At 39.0% G+C, this 18,904-nt stretch carries 21 protein-coding genes; 9 read left to right on the top strand and 12 right to left on the bottom strand.

Features of this window, described 5'->3' with window-relative positions; all coding sequences use genetic code 11:
- Positions 1 to 248 precede the first annotated feature (248 nt).
- Positions 249 to 605, top strand: coding sequence for a helix-turn-helix domain-containing protein (locus ACFX4G_RS10410; RefSeq protein ID WP_013057773.1), 357 nt, complete (start codon positions 249 to 251; stop codon positions 603 to 605).
- A gap of 23 nt (positions 606 to 628) precedes the next feature.
- Here the strand turns inward: ACFX4G_RS10410 and ACFX4G_RS10405 are convergent, their stop codons facing one another.
- From ACFX4G_RS10405 to ACFX4G_RS10395, 3 genes are all read right to left on the bottom strand, one after another.
- Positions 629 to 1,021, bottom strand: coding sequence for a hypothetical protein (locus ACFX4G_RS10405; RefSeq protein ID WP_097825241.1), 393 nt, complete (start codon positions 1,019 to 1,021; stop codon positions 629 to 631).
- Between the two features lie 146 nt (positions 1,022 to 1,167).
- Positions 1,168 to 1,338: a hypothetical protein gene (locus tag ACFX4G_RS10400; RefSeq protein WP_013057775.1), complete on the bottom strand. Its 171-nt coding sequence runs from the start codon at positions 1,336 to 1,338 to the stop codon at positions 1,168 to 1,170.
- Between the two features lie 286 nt (positions 1,339 to 1,624).
- Positions 1,625 to 3,115 carry an MFS transporter gene (locus ACFX4G_RS10395; protein WP_377574466.1) on the bottom strand — a complete coding sequence of 497 codons (1,491 nt, stop codon included), beginning with the start codon at positions 3,113 to 3,115 and terminating at the stop codon, positions 1,625 to 1,627.
- Between the two features lie 295 nt (positions 3,116 to 3,410).
- On the opposite strand from ACFX4G_RS10395, the gene ACFX4G_RS10390 reads away from it, so the two are divergent.
- From ACFX4G_RS10390 to ACFX4G_RS10370, 5 genes are all read left to right on the top strand, one after another.
- Complete coding sequence (locus ACFX4G_RS10390; RefSeq protein ID WP_013083854.1) at positions 3,411 to 3,725, top strand: ArsR/SmtB family transcription factor; 315 nt, start codon at positions 3,411 to 3,413, stop codon at positions 3,723 to 3,725.
- Between the two features lie 70 nt (positions 3,726 to 3,795).
- Entirely contained in the window at positions 3,796 to 4,224 is a 429-nt protein-coding gene (locus ACFX4G_RS10385) for a DMT family transporter (RefSeq protein WP_043981465.1), read from the top strand.
- Between the two features lie 12 nt (positions 4,225 to 4,236).
- Positions 4,237 to 4,689 (top strand): DMT family transporter, encoded by a 453-nt coding sequence (locus ACFX4G_RS10380; RefSeq protein WP_377574462.1) that lies wholly within the window; start codon positions 4,237 to 4,239, stop codon positions 4,687 to 4,689.
- Positions 4,690 to 4,930: 241 nt separating this feature from the next.
- Entirely contained in the window at positions 4,931 to 5,386 is a 456-nt protein-coding gene (locus tag ACFX4G_RS10375) for a hypothetical protein (RefSeq protein ID WP_255255816.1), read from the top strand.
- A gap of 405 nt (positions 5,387 to 5,791) precedes the next feature.
- Positions 5,792 to 7,414, top strand: coding sequence for a glutamate/serine transporter AimA (locus ACFX4G_RS10370; RefSeq protein ID WP_043981464.1), 1,623 nt, complete (start codon positions 5,792 to 5,794; stop codon positions 7,412 to 7,414).
- 30 nt (positions 7,415 to 7,444) lie between these two features.
- On the opposite strand, the gene ACFX4G_RS10365 is transcribed toward ACFX4G_RS10370, so the two are convergent.
- The 6 genes from ACFX4G_RS10365 to ACFX4G_RS10340 form a co-directional block, all read right to left on the bottom strand.
- Positions 7,445 to 7,864, bottom strand: coding sequence for an Rrf2 family transcriptional regulator (locus tag ACFX4G_RS10365; protein ID WP_013057782.1), 420 nt, complete (start codon positions 7,862 to 7,864; stop codon positions 7,445 to 7,447).
- A gap of 99 nt (positions 7,865 to 7,963) precedes the next feature.
- Entirely contained in the window at positions 7,964 to 8,608 is a 645-nt protein-coding gene (locus ACFX4G_RS10360; protein ID WP_043981463.1) for a hypothetical protein, read from the bottom strand.
- Between the two features lie 192 nt (positions 8,609 to 8,800).
- Positions 8,801 to 9,166, bottom strand: coding sequence for a hypothetical protein (locus tag ACFX4G_RS10355; protein ID WP_043981462.1), 366 nt, complete (start codon positions 9,164 to 9,166; stop codon positions 8,801 to 8,803).
- The gene (locus ACFX4G_RS10350) at positions 9,163 to 9,468 is read right to left on the bottom strand and encodes an antibiotic biosynthesis monooxygenase family protein (protein WP_097825246.1); all 306 of its coding nucleotides are present in this window, start codon (positions 9,466 to 9,468) and stop codon (positions 9,163 to 9,165) included. The genes ACFX4G_RS10355 and ACFX4G_RS10350 overlap by 4 nt, the downstream gene beginning before the upstream one ends.
- Positions 9,469 to 9,631: 163 nt before the next feature.
- The gene (ystJ, locus tag ACFX4G_RS10345; protein WP_014459372.1) at positions 9,632 to 10,864 is read right to left on the bottom strand and encodes an NADP-dependent malic enzyme; all 1,233 of its coding nucleotides are present in this window, start codon (positions 10,862 to 10,864) and stop codon (positions 9,632 to 9,634) included.
- Positions 10,865 to 11,134: 270 nt separating this feature from the next.
- Positions 11,135 to 11,929, bottom strand: coding sequence for an AAC(3) family N-acetyltransferase (locus tag ACFX4G_RS10340; RefSeq protein ID WP_377574457.1), 795 nt, complete (start codon positions 11,927 to 11,929; stop codon positions 11,135 to 11,137).
- Between the two features lie 317 nt (positions 11,930 to 12,246).
- On the opposite strand from ACFX4G_RS10340, the gene ACFX4G_RS10335 reads away from it, so the two are divergent.
- Both ACFX4G_RS10335 and ACFX4G_RS10330 read left to right on the top strand, forming a co-directional pair.
- The gene (locus ACFX4G_RS10335) at positions 12,247 to 13,251 is read left to right on the top strand and encodes a DUF3231 family protein (RefSeq protein ID WP_013057789.1); all 1,005 of its coding nucleotides are present in this window, start codon (positions 12,247 to 12,249) and stop codon (positions 13,249 to 13,251) included.
- Positions 13,252 to 13,486: 235 nt separating this feature from the next.
- A complete protein-coding gene (locus tag ACFX4G_RS10330) occupies positions 13,487 to 14,017 on the top strand; it encodes a GNAT family N-acetyltransferase (RefSeq protein ID WP_377569003.1) in 531 nt (176 codons plus the stop codon).
- A 40-nt stretch (positions 14,018 to 14,057) separates the two neighbouring features.
- Here the strand turns inward: ACFX4G_RS10330 and ACFX4G_RS10325 are convergent, their stop codons facing one another.
- Positions 14,058 to 14,807 carry an SDR family NAD(P)-dependent oxidoreductase gene (locus ACFX4G_RS10325; protein ID WP_043981456.1) on the bottom strand — a complete coding sequence of 250 codons (750 nt, stop codon included), beginning with the start codon at positions 14,805 to 14,807 and terminating at the stop codon, positions 14,058 to 14,060.
- A 197-nt stretch (positions 14,808 to 15,004) separates the two neighbouring features.
- Here ACFX4G_RS10325 and ACFX4G_RS10320 point away from each other — a divergent pair, with 197 nt between their 5' ends.
- On the top strand, positions 15,005 to 15,271 hold the full coding sequence (locus ACFX4G_RS10320) for a hypothetical protein (protein ID WP_230183434.1): 267 nt from the start codon (positions 15,005 to 15,007) through the stop codon (positions 15,269 to 15,271).
- A 51-nt stretch (positions 15,272 to 15,322) separates the two neighbouring features.
- On the opposite strand, the gene cysI is transcribed toward ACFX4G_RS10320, so the two are convergent.
- Together cysI and ACFX4G_RS10310 are read right to left on the bottom strand one after the other, a co-directional pair.
- On the bottom strand, positions 15,323 to 17,056 hold the full coding sequence (gene cysI, locus ACFX4G_RS10315) for an assimilatory sulfite reductase (NADPH) hemoprotein subunit (RefSeq protein ID WP_377574453.1): 1,734 nt from the start codon (positions 17,054 to 17,056) through the stop codon (positions 15,323 to 15,325).
- Positions 17,057 to 17,078: 22 nt separating this feature from the next.
- The gene (locus ACFX4G_RS10310) at positions 17,079 to 18,887 is read right to left on the bottom strand and encodes an assimilatory sulfite reductase (NADPH) flavoprotein subunit (RefSeq protein WP_377574450.1); all 1,809 of its coding nucleotides are present in this window, start codon (positions 18,885 to 18,887) and stop codon (positions 17,079 to 17,081) included.
- Positions 18,888 to 18,904: the final 17 nt, after the last annotated feature.

The raw sequence follows: 18,904 nt of genomic DNA, 5'->3' as shown, positions 1-18,904 counted from the left end.
TAATTTTTGTAAAAAAACCTGACAATCTATCAAATAAATTATATTCATTTCGCGTACTTCACCTGTAATTATAGTAACCAAAAATCAATAAATCAAGAGAAAAATTATTCGTTTCGCGTACACTTTTCTCTGCAGCAATGATATAATGAATAAAAATGTAAAATAGCTCACGGTTTGATTACAAAGATCTGCACGCGAGCTGAATGCCTCGGTTTTTTACATACTACACCTACAAAGGAGCGTCATGAATGTTAAGCAGATTAGCTCAACTCAGGAAAGAAAAAAAATGGTCTCTTCAATATACAGCTGACCAGCTTGAAATTGCTAAAAGCACCTACGCAGGATACGAATCTGGCTATCGTCGTCCTTCTCTTGAAGCACTCGTTACAATCGCAGAACTATTTGATACATCAACAGACTACTTGCTAGGTAAGGAAAAAGAACCTCACTCTCTTTCAGATGCACCCATCGAATTAACATCGCCTCAAACCCATACGATTACGGTCGACGGTGCGGAACTATCTCAAGAAGAAATTCAGCAGCTGACGGCTTTTATTCGTGCTAAAAGACAAATTGAAAAAGAAACTGCACCTTCTTCAATTTAAAGAAGATTAGAAGCAGGGTGCTTCTAATCTTCTAGCTGCATTTCTAAATACCCTACTACTTCTTTTGTTATTTCCTCTTCTGTTTCTTCCAGCAGCTCTCCGGTTATCTTGCTGCCTGGGAGCTTCCTCGAAGAACGGATGCCCCAAAACGTGCGTACACAGTGCCAGATAGGAATAAAAAGACTGTCTAAAAACTCATCTTTTTCCAAAATACCCACTTGAATAGTGGTGTGGTAACCGGGCTGAAAAGGATTTTCCCCTTCACGGATCACACCTACAGAAATCTCTATCCCTTTTTTTTCAAAAGCTTCTTTATATTGTGCATATATTGATTTGAGAAGTTCTTGCATAGATCTTTCAACTGTATGTATATGTTGTTCTAACTGCGGCGTAAATTGTTTTGCGGTGTATTCCATCTATCTCCCTCTTCTTTCGGTTCCCTATCCCTTATTTTAGCGACTTTCATTTTATTGTATCATAAGAAAAGCTTTTATCTGTCTAGCAGAAAACCCCGCTTTTTTATAGAAAAGCGGGGTTCATACGTACCTTTACGAGCAATAGCTTACATTGCTTTGTCTTGTTTAGAAGATGATTTTAATTTTTTATTTTTAGTTGGATCTGGCTCATTAGAAGACATGATGATGTTTCCTTCGCCGTTGCACACTTTGCACTTTATAAATCCAAATTTCTTACCGGCTCCTTGGCATTGTGGACAAACATATCGAATTGGCATAAACTGTACCTTCCTTCTTTCTAATTTATACCTGCGCCTTGAAAGCGCCTGTGGCTAGTTTATAATTTTATTATAAGTTGTACAATCCACCCTATCAAGACGTGCCAAATTGCACATCTTTAATGGCAAGAAATCCTTCCTTTCTAAAATTCACCTGAAAAATGAGTCGATAGACAGGAAAATTTCTTTTCTTGTCAAAAGGCAATACGTCAGAGGAAGTTTCTTATTGGATATAATTAGCGATTGTTTGCGCTGAAAATTTTGCTTTTTTTCGCGAAGTTATAGGTTAAACAACCGTTTTATCTCGGATTTCTTTTGAAATGGTTACGTCTTTCCAAAGCTGTTCGTATTTATAACCCGTTAAACTTTCACAAACCGCTTTCGCTTCAGGAGTAACGTCTTTCGCTCGGCCTCCCTTTTTTCTTCTTTGAATTTCAGTTAATAAGATTTTGTGATTTTCCGGACTTATTTTAAACCATATAGTTGCGATAATTCCAGCGAGAATCAAAATAGCAGGTACAATCATGAACAGCTTTTGCAAGCCGGCTAGCGTAGACGCTGACTGCTCGGCGTTTGGTACATAGCCAATATTCTTTAAGGCAACACCAACCAGAAAAATCGCAAGCGCCTGAGAAGATTTTCGAATAAACGACATCAGCCCTGCATACACGCCTTCTCTTCTTTTTGTCGTAATCATTTCATCTACATCTGATACGAACGGCAGTATATTCCATGGAATCATAATCGCTCCAGAATGACCGATTCCTAAGAAAAATGCTGCTAAGTAAATAAGAACTAAAGAGCTGTCTGTTGTTAGGAAACTGAATAAAACAATGCCCGTTCCCCAGATGATCATGCTGAAGTTATAGGTTAATTTATTTCCTAACTTAATGGCTATGTATGTAACAAGAGGAATAAATAGCACCTGTGTAATTTGCACAAAGCTTAGGGTGTCTGCATAAATAGCTTCGCGCAGCATGTAATAGGCAATAAAATAAAAGAAAAGAGCATTAAATACATCCATTGCAATGTAAGATGCTAAGTACATGGCAAGGTACACGTTAAACGACTTATTTTTAAATGCACTTCCAAAACTGATAAAAAGCTGCTTAAATTCTAACCAAAATCCGTTTTTCTTTTTTCGTTCCACTACTTCTCCGCTATCCCAAGTTCCTTTATAGACAAAAATCCATGGAAGAGCAAAAAGAAGACCAAAGATAATGCCCATGATTAAATATCCTTGTCCACCTGGAAACGCATCAATGATTCGTTTTGGAAAGAAAGCGCCTAAAAATGAAGCGCCTTGTGAAAAGACCATGCGTATTCCCGTCATTTTCGAACGAATGCTATAATCTGTCGTCATCTCTGCTGCTAGCGTATTGTAAGGAACCATGACCATACCAAACGCCGTGTTAAATAAAAGATAGGCTAAGATAAAATAGGTGTATTTGAACATATGCGAGCCTTCAATAGGAATCCACAGCATAGTGAATGTGATGGCAACTGGAATGATTCCAAAAAGAAAAAAGACTCTTCTTCGTCCTTTTTTTGTCTGAAGATGATCAGATATGTACCCAATGGTTGGATCTAACAAAGCATCCCACACTTTTCCAAGAGCTACAATCGTTCCTGCTTCTACAGGAGAAAGCCCGACTACATCCGTTAAAAAAACCATAAATAATGTGCCGATAATAAAAAAGGATCCTCCGCCAAACAAATCCCCAAATCCATACGCTACCATATTACGAAAGCGCACTTGTTTTGTTTTCCCTTGCATATGCAGCCCTCCCCCTGAGTAAATAGACTAGCTTCCTTTGTTATTCACTTTTTTCTATTTTACTAAACTACCCCTTGAAAAATAAGGAATATGTCACCTTTTCTACTCAAAAGAATAAGATACTTCTTGGTCATATAAATAGAAAAAGGGCTGGGTAAACCGTTCTTTTTTATCCTCTATTATAAGTTGCCTTTTTTTTCACAGCTGTTATAATTCAACCCATCTCTTGTTATTCAACTATAAAAGGCAAACTTGAACATTTGACATCTGAGCTGTGACGAATAAAATAATAAGTATGAAACCTATTGATATCTTTAAAGCATTATCTAATGAAACTCGATTAAATATATTGGAGTGGTTAAAAGAACCTGAAAAGCATTTTAAAGACAAACAAGCACATTTGCCTAAGGAGGTCAGCAGCAGAGGCGGTGTTTGCGTGGGAGATATTCAGGAAAAAGCTCAGCTGTCTCAGTCCACAGTGTCCAGTTATCTTTCCATGATGCAAAAAGCAGGTTTGTTAGAGTCAATTCGGCACGGTCAATGGACATACTATCGCCGAAACGAAGAAACGCTTCAAGAGCTTTCTTCATTCTTACGAAAAAAACTTTAACGAGTTTTTTTCACTTATTATATCTATTTTTCTAGATATATAAATATAAAGAAATATTGGAGTGATAAACGTGAAGTTGTTGGTTTATTTGATTGCGGTTCTAGGCGGCGCTGCTTTAAGTATGGAAGGCGCTATTGCCGGAGAACTTGGAAAAACAGTGGGGAAACTTGAAAGCAGTTATTATATTTTTATCATGGGAACACTCATTTTAGGTCTGACTACTTTATTTGCTGGAAAAGGAGATTTACCTTACGTCTTAAAAGCACCTAAGTGGAATTTAACCGGCGGTTTATTAGGTACGGTGTATTTAACAATTCTAGTGATTAGTATCCCCTTTATCGGAATTGGCGTTTCAATGGTTGCTGTTATTGTGGGCCAAATGATTACAAGTATGATCATTGAGCATTTTGGTTGGCTTGGCAGCAGCAAAATTAAAATTAACAAAGAACGCGTAATGGCTATTGTATGTATGGGAATTGCGCTTGTACTTATTTTCTAGGAGGGTTTTACGATGAGTTTATTGATGGTGATACTTACCTTAATAGGAGGATTAACGCTAAGCGCTCAGTCTTCTATTAACGGCACACTAAGTAAAAAAACAGGTACGTTTGAAACAGCTTTTTTAACCTTTGCAACAGGTGCCATGATTTTAACAATTGTCGTCGTATTCTTTGGTCAAGGAAACATTCTCTCGGTTTTCGATGTCCCTAAATGGCAGCTTACCTGCGCTTTATTCGGAGCATCCTATTTATTTCTAACGGTTTTAGCTGTACCTAAAATTGGTGTAACAGCAGCTAATATCTCAACTGTTATCGGTCAGTTATTTGCAAGTATGATTATCGACCATTTTGGCTGGTTTGGAAGCAAGAAAGTACCCTTTGATCTATCTCGCTGGATTGGTGTAGCATTTATGTTATTAGCTCTTTATTTTATTTTTAAAGGCAATAAGAAAACAGCAGCATAAAATATTCATGAAAATAGCCAAGTGCCCCTATGTAAAGGCGCACTTGGCTATTTTTTGTACGTAAACCGCATTTGAATTTTCAATCAATTATTTAGAACATATTTTATTTAAACTAAATTGATTTTAAATAAGGTAAATTCCACAAAAAAAATTGTGCATACCTTCCTGCCTTTGTTCAAAAGATAAAGAGGCAGATCTAGAAAATCAGCTACATAAACGAACAGGTAAGGTGGGTTTTTTCGTGGGAAAATTTTTATTTTTAGCAGCATTTGTCTTTTTTTGTTTTACGCTTTCCATTTCCGCAGAAGAAAATATACCAGAAGAAAATATAGAATCACACGTAAGTCAGCCTGTTGTAAAAGATTTTATTTATCAATCTCTTGAACCTTGGGTACATCAAGATATTACTTCTCATTATGAGAAGGTTTACGGTAAACAGCATAAAAAAGTAAAAGTTCGCCCTATTAAAAAAGATGATATCGGGATACAAATGGGTGAAATACAGCCCGGTAAAGGCGGTAAGTTCACTCATATTGTGCGGGTGAAAATTTTAAACTTAAAAGTAAAACCTGAAGGAGAAGATGAATTTTTTGCAACGGATACGCTTATTTATAAAGTGAATATCAACAAACTTTCTGCTGAAAATGATGTAGAAAACGTCGTAAAACTACTCGAGTATAAACATCAAGAAAGATAAAATTCCAACTCTCCCCCCTTTTGAAGGTATTTATTCCTCTATTCAAAAGGGGCTTTATTATGAAGTGTGTTTTCTCTTCACATATTTAGGGAATATAATTATCACTTATCCCCTAATTTTTTCATATTGCTAGTGCATAAGGTATGAACTTGATAACTTTTTGTCGGTTTTTATCTATTTCTGTAGGGTTTCCTGTAGGATGAAAAAGAAAGTAAAGCGCTTTAATTATCGTGACAGAAAGGTTGAGGATAGCTGTCCTGCGTAACTGGAAATCAATAGGTATTAAGAACTGCATACAACGACAAAAGTTGACAACCAAAGATTTCAGAATAATAATAATAAAGCAACAATGTTTACAACAGTGTTTAAATGAAAGATTTATTTTAAATGAAAGGTGTTAGTCAGATGAACAATTTACATCGAAGAATGGGAACATTCGCGTTAACCATGACGGGACTTGGATCAATTATTGGTTCCGGCTGGTTATTTGGAGCGTGGCGAGCAGCTCAAATTGCAGGGCCGGCTGCTATTTTATCATGGGTCATTGGAATGGTCGTTATTTTATTTATTGCACTTTCTTACAGTGAATTAGGATCCATGTTTCCCGAAGCCGGCGGGATGGTCAAGTATACGCAGTACTCACACGGTTCGTTTATTGGTTTTATCGCTGCTTGGGCAAACTGGATTGCGATTGTATCCGTTATTCCAGTCGAAGCAGTAGCTTCTGTACAGTATATGAGTTCGTGGCCTTGGAAGTGGGCACAGTGGACAAGCCACCTCGTAGAAAAAGGAACGTTAACTGGCGAAGGATTAGCTATCGCTACTGTGCTATTGATTATTTACTTTTTACTGAATTATTGGACAGTTGGACTATTTTCCAAGGCCAACTCGTTAATCACTATTTTTAAAATTGTTATACCGGGACTTACAATTGGAGCACTTTTATTTGTCGGCTTTCACGGCGAGAACTTCACTTCTGGAAGCAGCATCGCACCAAACGGCTGGGCTAGTGTGCTAACAGCTGTTGCTACATCTGGAATTGTATTCGCTTTTAACGGCTTTCAAAGCCCTATTAATATGGCTGGAGAAGCAAAGAATCCTGGAAGATCTATTCCAATTGCGGTTGTAGGCTCAATTTTAGTGGCTACAGTCATTTATTTGCTTCTTCAAATTGCTTTTATCGGTGCGGTAAACCCTTCTGATATTGCGAAGGGATGGAGTCATTTAAATTTCAACTCTCCATTTGCAGATTTAGCCATTGCCCTTAACATTAACTGGCTTGTCATTGTACTGTATGCAGATGCGTTTGTTTCACCATCTGGAACAGGTATTACGTATACGGCTACTACTGCTCGAATGATTTATGGTATGGAACAAAATAAATATTTGCCAAGTGTTCTAGGACGCCTTCATCCTATTTATGGTGTTCCGCGTCAAGCCATGTTTTTTAACTTAGCTGTTGCTCTTGTCTTTTTGTTTTTATTTCGGGGCTGGGGCGTGCTTGCTGAAATTATTTCAGTCGCTACGCTTATTTCTTACATTACAGGTCCTGTTACAGTTATGACGCTAAGACGAACTGGAAGCGATTTATATCGTCCCCTTCGTTTAAAAGGATTAAGCATTATTGCGCCGCTCGGCTTTATTTTTGCTTCATTAACGCTATATTGGGCGCGCTGGCCGCTAACTGGACAAGTTTTGTTTATTATTTTAATCGGCCTGCCTATTTATTTTTATTATCAAGCAAAGGCTAAATGGAAGGGATTCCGCCAGAACTTCAAAGGCGGCGTATGGATGGTTGTATACTTACTTTGTATGATGACTATTTCATGGCTTGGAAGCGAAAAGTTTGGGGGCCTTAATGTCATTAAATATGGATGGGATATGGGAATTATTGTTGTTGTTTCTCTTCTCTTCTACACATGGGCTTTAAAAAGCGGCTTTAAAACGGAGTATTTAGAGAATGGAAGAAAAGTAAATGACGACTTAAAAGCAGCAGCGGCTGAAACAGCCGCTTCCAAAGAGTCATAACAAAAGCACCTTGCTCATGCAAGGTGCTTTTTAGTGAGCAGTTCTAACTTTTTTCAGCACGTCTTCGATCGTAATTTGATCTAAATGCCTGATTACGCTTTGCTCACTCTCTGTAAAAATGTCGTCCATCACTGTTTGAATGTTTGATTTGACAATACAGTCAGCGTCAGGGTCGCCGCTGCACCAGTGAGGCTTCAGCGTTCCTGTCGATATAACCCGGTAAATCAATCCAAGACTTATTTCAGCAGGGCTGCAGCCTAAAGTATAACCGCCGCCTAGCCCTTCTTTTGTCCGAACCAAGTTGTTTTTTCTGAGTGTACTCATTATTTTCCGAACCCGTGCAGGATTGGTACAGATGTTATAAGCAATCGATTCACTGCTTGCTCGGTGATCTGGTAAATTTGCTAGGAACACTAAGCTGTGCACGGCAATGGTAAATTCACTGTTCATCTTCCATAAACCACCTTTTTTCTTTCTCTACTGTAACGTTAAGTGACACAGTTGGAAAAGTCAAGAGAGCAAGGAGGGAAAGAAGAACTGTAGCTTTATTTATTCACGGTCTTCTTTTTCTATACTTTCTACTTCATTAGCTGAGTTGATTTCAAGGTATACCGTCTTTTCTTTTAAACTGCCCTTTTCTTCTTTTTCAAAGTCTGTGCTTTTTTGATACGTTTTTTTGCCGTTTGGAACTTTTACCGTTATATGTTTGTTACTTTCTTCTATAAAAACACCTACAATTTTACGCTCGTCTCCATCTTGTTCATAAACGCCATTTTTATCTGCTTTTGCTTTTGGAGTTAATTCAATACTAGTTGCTTCTTGTTTAGCTGCGTCAATTTCAGCTTCTACTTCTTTATTAATCATATCTTTTAGCTGTGAGCCTTCCACTTCCATCCCAGAGCTTTTTGGTACTTTAACGAGTTGATCATCGATATTCAGCGTTATTTCTTTTTCAGCGTCTTTTTTTAACGTACCGATCAAGTCAAAATCTTCATCTTTCCCTTTTTTAATGTCTGGGTCACTCGAATACTGCTGTAGCTTTGTCAATTCTTGACGGTCTTCAATTGGTTTTTCCTCTGCTTTATGATTATCAGATTTTGTTTTATTAGCTGGTTCACCTGAACAAGCTGCCGCACTTCCAATCATACATATAGCGATTAAAGACAGGGTTCCTTTTGTTAGCTGTTTTTGCATAGGTATTCTCCTTTTTCTTTTTTATTTCCACCTTTATACATATGTAAAACAAAAAAAGTGAGACATAACTACATACAGGAAACCTACGTTCATTCTACTCGTGAAAAAATCCGAACAGATTAAATTCTCTTTCAAGAATCAAACCCGTTCGGATTTTCTTTTAACTAAAACACTTTTGTCCTAGCCTCTTTTTTAAAGCTGCTGTTGCTTCAGTATATGATTTGCTTCTTCTAAGTAAGTCACATACGCCTGTACTTGTTTATCACCGTAATTATCTAATTCAAACAGCGCTTCTTGTATAAAATTAAAATTATCAATAATATGCTGTGTTTTCATGCCTCGGCTTGTGAGTAAATTGTTTAACCATAAGGCGTAGTCCGTAAAAATTTGCAGGTTGTCTAACTTATATGTTGTCTCAAGATACTTCATATGATAATGATTATCTTCATGGCATCTTTCTTTGCCGCGCTCTCCGAATTTTTCGAGCAAAGAAGGTTCTAACTCGTAGATTTTATCCGTTACTCTTTCGACGATCTTATTAACGGGAAGTGAACTCATCGTGCCACCACTTTGTACTGGGAAACTTTTGGGATGACGGCTGCCAGTTCTTGATCAGGGTATTTTTTCTCTAAATCATGAATACGCTTGAAATCTTCGCTTCGTACCCAGGTTAAATAATTCTCTTTCGTATCAAATGTAAGCTGAACGGTGAGCTCCCCTGCTCGCTTATCGTTTTGAAGAAGTAGAAAGTCTACAAATCCTGGAGCCTCGTCGACTGATTTTGAACGATTTTTATAAATTCCAATCACTTCTTCAGCTTTTTCATCCGGTACATTAAATGTTGAAAATACGGTGTACATCTTTGTTCCTCCCTTTATGATACAAAACCTGGGTTCTTTTCTCTTTATTGTACATCATATGGGAGATGAAATGGTGTTACGTTTAGATTTCACAGCGGTTACAGCAGATTTTTAAAACAAAAAGCCCTTTGAAACAGCGTTTCAAAGGGCTTTTTTACCGTTATTAGTTTTCGATTTTTGTTAATTGTTCTGTATGTGTTTTTACACGTGCTGGATCAATTGTAATACGGGCAACGCCTGAATCCATTGCCGCTTTTGCTACAGATTCTGCTACAGCTGGCGCTACGCGAGGATCAAATGGTCCAGGGATAACGTAATCTGCGTTTAGCTCTTCTTCTGTAATAAGGGCTGCAATTGCTTCAACAGCAGCTTTTTTCATTTCTTCATTGATATGAGTAGCGCGAACGTCTAACGCACCGCGGAAAATTCCAGGGAATGCAAGAACGTTATTTACTTGGTTAGGGAAGTCTGAACGACCTGTTCCAATAACAGCCGCTCCTGCTTCTTTTGCCGCGTCTGGCTTGATTTCTGGATTAGGATTTGCCATCGCAAAGATAATTGCATCTTCATTCATTGATTTAACCATCTCTTGAGATAATGCATCTGCTGCAGATACGCCGATAAATACATCTGCGCCTTTAATTACATCGCTTAGCGTACCGCTTTCTTTGTTTACATTTGTATAAGAAGCCACTTCCGCTTTCACTTTGTTCATACCTTGAGGGCGTCCTTCATAAATAGCACCTCTTGTATCACACATAATCATGTCACGTACGCCGTAAGAATAAAGAAGTTTTGTAATGGCAATGCCGGCAGCTCCTGCTCCGTTTAAGACGATTTTTAAGTCTTCCATTGATTTGTTTACAATTTTTAATGCATTTACAAGTCCTGCTACCGTTACGATTGCTGTACCGTGCTGATCATCATGGAATACAGGAATATCTACTTCTTTTTTCAAGCGCTCTTCAATTTCAAAGCACTGTGGAGCTGCGATATCTTCTAAGTTAATGCCTCCGAATGTGTGAGCCATTAATTTTACAGTTTCAACAATTTTATCTGTATCTGTTGTATCAAGTGCAATTGGGAATGCGTCTACGCCTGCAAAGCTTTTAAATAAAATTGCCTTTCCTTCCATAACAGGAAGTGAAGCTGCAGGTCCGATGTTTCCAAGGCCAAGAACAGCCGTACCATTTGTCACAACGCCGACCATGTTTCCTTTCATTGTGTAATCATACACCGTTTCTGGATGTTCATGAATTTCTTTACAAGGTTCTGCTACTCCTGGAGAGTAAGCTAAGCTTAAATCTTGAGCGTTTTGAACTTCAACTTTTGATTTAACTTCTAACTTACCTTGTTTTTCTTGATGCATATGTAGTGCTTGATCACGTAGTGACATAATTGTATTCTCTCCTTTTTTTCTATACATTTAAATTTTTTGATGAATTTATTTAACACTTGCTTTTTATCTCCATAATTGTAAGACAACCTGACCGAATAAATTCACTGACAAGTGCCATTATGAAACAAGGAATATAAAAAGTAAACTATCTTGCTTAAACCACTTCTGCGCTTTGTTATTATAAAGTCTAGACGCAGCGGCAACTCATGTTTGTCTCACTTTAAGTTGTCTGATATACAGACAACTTAGAAAGCATACAACCGCTCACTATAGCGCTTTCAAATACGTTTCAGCAAAATCGACGGCTTTAGGCATTGAAAAGAAGTATGCACGTGCTGAACCGATTTTTTCAGCTTTTATTCCTTTTGCTTCAATAAACGCTTCACCTATCTTTTCAAACAGCTCTTCTCTAAACTCTAATTCTTTATACGTCTTCCATACTCGCTTTCCTCCATCCATAACTGGAGATCCTTTTTGAATCACGTTTCGATATGGAATACGATATTCTGCTAGATGAAAAGAAGTATTGTTCCCAAACCCGACACCTAATAATAAAACAAAGGCATGTTTTTTGTAAAGCCTTTCAAGAGGAGAATTTTCGCCTAAACTGAATTCAAGGGGATGATCTCTTAAGAGGTCTTCGCTGTCCTTTCCCCAAGCGGCGAATGAATACATTGGATGGCTGCTTCTTCTTACGCCAGAGTACGTTCGAAAAGTTTCCACGATTTGTCCCATCCCGCTTGTTGGCGTGTGGGCCGGATCATATGCAGGCATCGTTTCCCGAATAGTTTCCCACCACTCTTTTGGCACAGCCGGATTGCCCCATTCTGATGGATCCGAAAGATCGACCGACTGTGACGGCATCACGATCGTTCCTTCCTCTGTCACTGTCTCCATTAAAGCTTGAACAACGGCTACTGAACCTCCGTTTACCCACCCTAATGAAGATAGCGAAGAATGAACGATGATAGTCATCCCTTGTGTTATGCCTAACCTGCGTAAATCTTCTTTTAATGTGTCTTTCGTTCTAGGATGATCTGTTGCTTGGACAATGTGCTTCATCGTAAGCTCCTTACTTATAGTGCTGCGAGAATGTGTTGCTGAACTCTAGCAATATATGTAAAACTTATGTTTCCATAATAGTAAGAATAACATCAATTGTCAAATTATTTAAAGTAATAGAAAAACTTAGTTTTATTCATATCAGTTATCATACAACTGACTTGTTGGTAAGCTTTATTTCCTTCAATTATCTTACTATAATAACGGCTAATGAAGCTTTTCAATAAATTAAAAAGAAGAATATTCCTATAAATAAAAGAAATACTAATGAAGCTATAAATATTTACCTATCACTATTTTCAGGAGGAATGTGTACAATGAGCACATCAAAACTTCCGCCGCTCACGTCCTCGGAGCTTGCTAACTTATGGATGACTTATCAGGAAAAAACGATGATTTTGAGGTTTCTAGAATATTTTCTGGAAGATAAACAAGATTACAAAGAACTTTTTGAGCTATATTATAGCCGATCTTTAAAACGTGTAGCTCGAATTAAAGAAATATTTGAGAACGAAGGCGCTGTTATCCCAATTGGTTTTACGAAAGATGACGTGAATATAGGAGTTCCTAAACTATATGACCACATGTTCGAAGTCATGTATATACGCTTAATGTCTCAAATTGAAACAGGACTGTTTGCTTTGCATTCGACCATGTCTTACCGAGAAGATGTCCGAAATTTCTTCGTAGAGGCAACAGCAGAAGCACAGGACATATACAATCAATCCACACAAGTATTGTTAGAAACGGGTGTCATCGCAAAACCCCCATACGTTTCTATGCCTAAGGAAGTCCATTTTGTCCATGAACAAAATTATATAGGCGGATTGAGCTGGTTTAGCGAAAAAAGATCGCTGAATACCATTGAAGTGTCACTTATTCAACATGCTGTTGATACAAATCTTGTAGGAATGCAGCTGATGATTGGTTTTGCTCAAGTGGCCAACAACAAAGAAGCACAGCAGCATTTTGTCAGGGGTATGAAGCTTTCGAAGAAAATTGAAACAGAACTAGGTGATATTTTACGCCATAGCTACATAGAACCCCCGGCTACTCATGCCGGAAAAGCGACGAATTCAACCGTTCCTCCTTTTTCAGATAAGCTGATGATGTACAATACGAGTCTTTTGAGTACGTTCGGTCTGGGGAGTAATGCTTTAGGAGGAGCCTTTAGTTTAAGAAGTGATTTGCCATTAAAGATGCTCCAGCTTGCAAAAGACATTTACAGTTTGGCGAAAGAAGGCGGCAAAATTATGATTCAAAACGGATGGCTTGAAGAGCCTCCTCAAATTGAAGATCGCAATCAGTTAACTAAAAAATAGGTTCTTTCTTATAGGAAAGCTAGCTGCTCTACGTGCAGCTAGCTCTATTTGTTTTTTTAGTATACTGTTTTTAGGGCTAGTACGTAACAACTGTTTGCGTTATTTAGAAGTTTTTCCGTCTTTTTCTCAGTCGTTTAGCTCGTATTTCCACTTAATTTATAACAAAAAAATAAAATAAAAGGTATTTTCTCTGAGCTGACGAAATCTTTCTATATAAAATAGAAAGGAGAAAAGTATGTTTCCTATTCTTCTTACACCTCGCACTACACTGCGTGAAATAACAGAAGTCGATGTAGATACTATCTTTGACTGCTTCTCTCAGAAAGAAGTTATTAGATATTACGGGCAAGAAAAATTCACAACAATTCAAGAGGCTCTGGTTCTGATTGATATTTTTGCTGAAAATTACAGAAAGCAAAAAGGCATGCGCTGGGGAATTGAACGGCTCGATACGGGGGAATTAATCGGGACAGTTGGATTTAATCAGTGGAACCAAAAGCATAAGCGCGCGGAAATTGGCTATGACCTACTCCCTCAGCACTGGGGTCACGGCTATGCTTCAGAAGCTGCTTCGGCTGTTATGGCTTATGGCTTTGATACCCTTCAGCTAGTGAGGATTGGAGCTGTTGTGTTTCTTGAAAACAAAGCATCACAGCATGTGCTTGAAAAGCTCGGGTTTCAAAAAGAAGGAGTGTTAAAAAACTATATGTATCAAAACGGAAAAGCTCACGATACGTTTGTTTATAGTTCCCTGCCTGCTACATAATAAAAAAGGATTCTTTTCTTAAGAAGAATCCTTTTTCCTTTTATTTAAATGCCGCATACCCATCATCAGCCATGATGACGCTGCCGTTTACAGCTCCCGCTTCTTCTAAGGAAAGCAAATAAACCATATCTGCAATTTGTTTTGGTGTAGTAAGCTTTCTGCTCATCGTTTTCGCTTTCATTCCTTCAATCATACCGTTGTCTTTATAGCCTTGAATAATGGGTGTATCAACAAATCCTGGCGCAATGGCGACGACGCGAATACCGTATTTAGCGAGATCTAGCGCAGCTGATTTCGTCATCATCACAACAGCTCCTTTCGTTGCGTGATAGGCATAGGTACCGGGTGAGGCTAAGAAGCTAAAAATAGATGCCGTATTGATAATGACGCCTTTAATACCTAACTCTCTCATTTTCCTGCCCGCTGCCATAATCCCATATGTAACGCCGTGCTGATTCACATTAATAATACGGTGATATTCTTCTAAGTCTTGATCCAAAATAGACGTAGGGCGTCCAATACCTGCATTGTTAAACATCACATCAATTCGCCCAAAGCGGTTCACGGTTTCTTCAATCAGTGCTTCCACTTCTTCAAACTTTGTGACGTCCGTTTGCACAAATAAAGCGCTCCCTCCAGCTTCTTCAATTTTTTGAAGGGTATCTTTTCCTTTCCCTTTATCATAATCAGCAATGACCACCGCGTCTCCTTTTTGCGCAAACTTTAAGGCAGTTTCTTTGCCAATTCCGCTTGCTCCCCCTGTAATAACCGCTACTCGTTTTTGCTGCATGTTTCTCCCTCCTTGATAAAAGTTCCTTTCTTTTACATTATAGCATTCTTTTTTATACCATCCGCTTCTATTAGTCACCTCATTGCTATGAAATTAGCCGAGTTAGGCATAGGTGAACGCTTTTTTAATAAAAATCAGCGTGTGTACAAGCAGTTTGTCATTTTTTGCATTTACTATAGTGTAAGGAGGTGATGGCTATGCATGAACACACAGGTAATGTATCTATCCCACGTCCTCCGGATGTGGTGACAATTCTGTGGGAGCGAAATCCTTTGGATAGACAAACTCCTCGTACTGTCGTAGAAGCAACAATAATCGGCAGCGCAAAGCCTTGTGGACGCTTGTTAGCTCAAGGTCAGCGCTACCGAAGTGCAGCACATTGTTTGCTTGATAACGGCTTTGAACAAATTACTGCTGAAAGATTAGGAGTATTTGGAGTAGCTGTATTTGTTAGAGAGTATTAAAATAGAAAAAAGGGACCTTTCTGTAAGTTTAGAAAGGTCCCTTGATACGTATTATGCGTGGAAATTCGTGCCGTCTGTTACAGCTTCGATTACACCAGCGCGAATGACAAAGTCACCAAAGTGCTCGCCTTCTTCTCTCTCTTTTGCATAGCGAGGAAGCAAGACGCGCAGTTCGTTTAAAATTTCTTCTTCACTGATATTTTCACGGTACATTTTACTTAAGCGGCTGCCATCAAATGCTGCTCCAAGATACATATTGTATTTACCCGGCGCTTTACCGATAAAAGCAATTTCACCTAAAGCAGGACGTGCACAGCCGTTAGGACAGCCCGTCATACGAATGGTAATTTCTTTATCGCGAAGGCCGTTTTCATCTACAATTGCTTCAATTTTCTCAAGAAGAACTGGGAGATAACGCTCAGCTTCTGCCATCGCAAGCCCGCATGTTGGAAGCGATACACAAGCTAATGAGCTGCGGCGAAGAGCCGAATAATGCTTGCCGTCAGTTAATCCATATTGTTCGATGAGATCACTAATTTGTTTTTTCTTTTCAGTTGATACGTTCGCGATAATTAAATTTTGATTGGCCGTTAAACGGAAATCACCGCTATGAACTTTTGCAATTTCACGAAGACCCGTCATAAGCTTATAGTCTTCAAAGTCAGCAATACGTCCGCCTTGAACAAAAAGAGTAAAGTGCCATTTTCCTTTTACACCTTTTTCCCAGCCGTAGCGGTCGCCGTTATGATCAAAGTGATAAGATTTTGCTTCGTCTAAGCTCCAGCCCAGACGATTTTCAAGCTCTTCTTTTACCGTTTCTAATCCAAGACGATCAACCGTGTATTTAAAACGCGCGTTTTTACGTACAGAGCGGTTTCCATAATCACGTTGAATCGTAATGATTTTTTCAGCTACTTCTAGAATTTGATCAGGTCGACAGAACCCAATCACTTTTGCAAGCTGAGGGTAAGTTGCTTTATCTCCGTGCGTCATACCCATACCGCCGCCGATTGCTACGTTAAAACCAACAAGTTTCTCGTCTTCTAAAATGGCAATAAAGCCAAGGTCTTGTGAATACACGTCAATATCGTTAGACGGTGGAACAGCTACGCCAATTTTGAACTTTCTTGGCAAATAGAGCGGACCATACATTGGTTCCACTTCTTCTTCCACTTCTTCTTCCACTTCCGGTGTGCTGATCACTTTCTCTTCATCTAGCCAAAGTTCGTGGTACGCTCTTGTACGAGGCAATAAGTAATCACTTAATTTTTTTGACCATTCGAATACTTCAGCGTGCACTTCTGACTGATACGGATTCGGATTGCACATTACGTTACGGTTTACATCTCCGCAAGCTGCAATTGTATCTAATAAAGAAGCATGAATTTCTTGAATCGTTTTCTTCATGTTCCACTTTAAAATTCCGTGCATTTGGAATGCCTGACGAGTTGTCAGCTTTAACGTTCCATTTCCGTATTTTTGTGCTAAATCATCCATCACTAGCCACTGTTCTGGTGTTGAAACACCGCCTGGCGTACGGACGCGAAGCATGAATTGGTAAGCTGGCTCTAGCTTTTGTTTTTGACGTTCATTACGAAGATCTCGGTCATCTTGCAAGTAGCTTCCGTGGAACTTCATCAAACGATTATCGTCTTCAGAAATACCTGAGCTGATGCGGTCGAGCATTGTTTCTCCTAATGTACCGCGCAAATAATTACTTTCATCTTTTATGCGCTCAACGTCACTTGGAGGACCTTCGGGCGCTTTTAAAATTTTGTTTACCATGTTGAAAATCTCCTTTCAATCCTCAGTATACATCACGCTGATAACGTTTTTGTTTCTTCATTTCAGCAAGGTAACCTTCCGCCTGTTCACGGCTCATCTTGCCTTCTGTTTCGATAATTTCAACTAGCATGTTGTGCACGTCGCGTGCCATATTTGTTTTATCTCCGCACACATAAAAAGATGCGCCTTCTTCTAACCATTGGAATAATTCTTTACTATGTTCGAGCATACGGTTTTGTACGTATACTTTTTCTTCAGTATCGCGTGAAAACGCCACGTCCATTTTTGTCAGTACGCCATCTTTTAACCACTTTTGCCATTCTGTTTGGTAAAGGAAGTCTGTTACGAAGTGCTGATCTCCAAAGAACATCCATGACTTGCCTTTTGCCCCTGTTTCTTCACGCTCTTGCATAAATGAGCGGAACGGAGCCACACCTGTACCAGGTCCTACCATAATAATTGGCGTTTCTTGATCTTGAGGAAGCTTAAAGTTTTTATTGCTTTGAAGATATACAGGAATCGTATCGCCTGGCTGCAAACGTTCTGAACATAGGACGGAACAAACACCTTTACGCTCGCGTCCATGCGCTTCGTAGCGTACCGCTCCGATTGTTAGATGAACTTCATCAGGGTTTGCTGATAAGCTGCTTGCAATCGAGTAAAGGCGCGCTGGCATTTTACGTAAAATGGCTACAAACTCTTGTGCCGATACGTTCCATGGGCCGAAGTCACGAACTAAGTCAATCACATCACGGCCTTGTGTGTATGCTTTCAATTCCTCGCGATTTTCTACAAGCGCTTTTAACTTATCGTTTCCAGTAAGCTCAGCTGCTTGCTTTAAAAGCGGCTTTGTTAAAACGGTAATTTCAAAATTAGAGATTAGCGCTTCTCTAAGAGGACGCGTTTCTCCTTCTTTATTAACCGTTACATTTTCACTTGCATCCCACTTGAATTCGTTAAGAAGAAGATCAACAAGCTCCGGGTCATTTTCAGGATAAATACCTAAACTGTCTCCTGGTTCATACGTCAAACCTGAACCTTCTAGAGATAGTTCTAAGTGTCGCGTTTCTTTATTTGATCCGCGGCCGTTTAAGTTTAAGTTCTCAAGCACTTCTGCTTTAAAAGGATTTGTTCTTGAATATGGTGAAGTTCCTGCAGGAGCTTCCGCTGGAACAGCTGCCGAAGCGCTGTGTCCTTTCGCTTCGCTTAATCCATCAATAACACCTTTAAGCCATTTATTTGCGGGCTCTTCAAAATCTAAATCACAGTCAACGCGCGGATACAGTCTTTCACCGCCAAGTTCTGCTAAGCGCACATCAAATTCTTTTCCTGTTTGACAGAAAAATTCGTATGAGCTGTCTCCAAGCGATAAAACAGAGAAACGGAAGTTCTCAAGTTTTGGCGCTCGACGGCCGTGAAGAAATTCATGGAAAGATAGCGCATTATCAGGCGGCTCTCCTTCTCCATGTGTACTTACGACAATTAATAAATTTTCAAGTTTCTTTAAATTATTTGGTTTGAAATCATTCATAGAAGATACGGTTACATTAAAGCCTTTTGCTTCAAGCGTTTTGCCTGTATTTTCAGCAAGTCCTTGAGCATTTCCTGTTTGTGATCCATAAAGAATCGTTACGTCTTTTGAAACTGTCTGGTTCGTTTGAGCAGGCGCTGCTGTAGAAACGTCTGGCGTTCCTTCGGCAGACGTAGATTGAGATGCTGTTAAATAACCGCTCAACCACATTTTTTGTGCTTCTGTTAATGTCGGCAGAAGGCGATTAAGCAAATCTGCTTGTTCTTGATTAAAAGGGCTGTTTACTACCTTAAGTTGCAACACTGTCCACCTCACAA

The organism is Priestia sp. YIM B13486 (assembly GCF_042787865.1).
Classification (GTDB): Bacteria; Bacillota; Bacilli; order Bacillales; family Bacillaceae_H; genus Priestia; species Priestia megaterium.
This window is presented reverse-complemented; position numbering and strand designations above follow the sequence as displayed.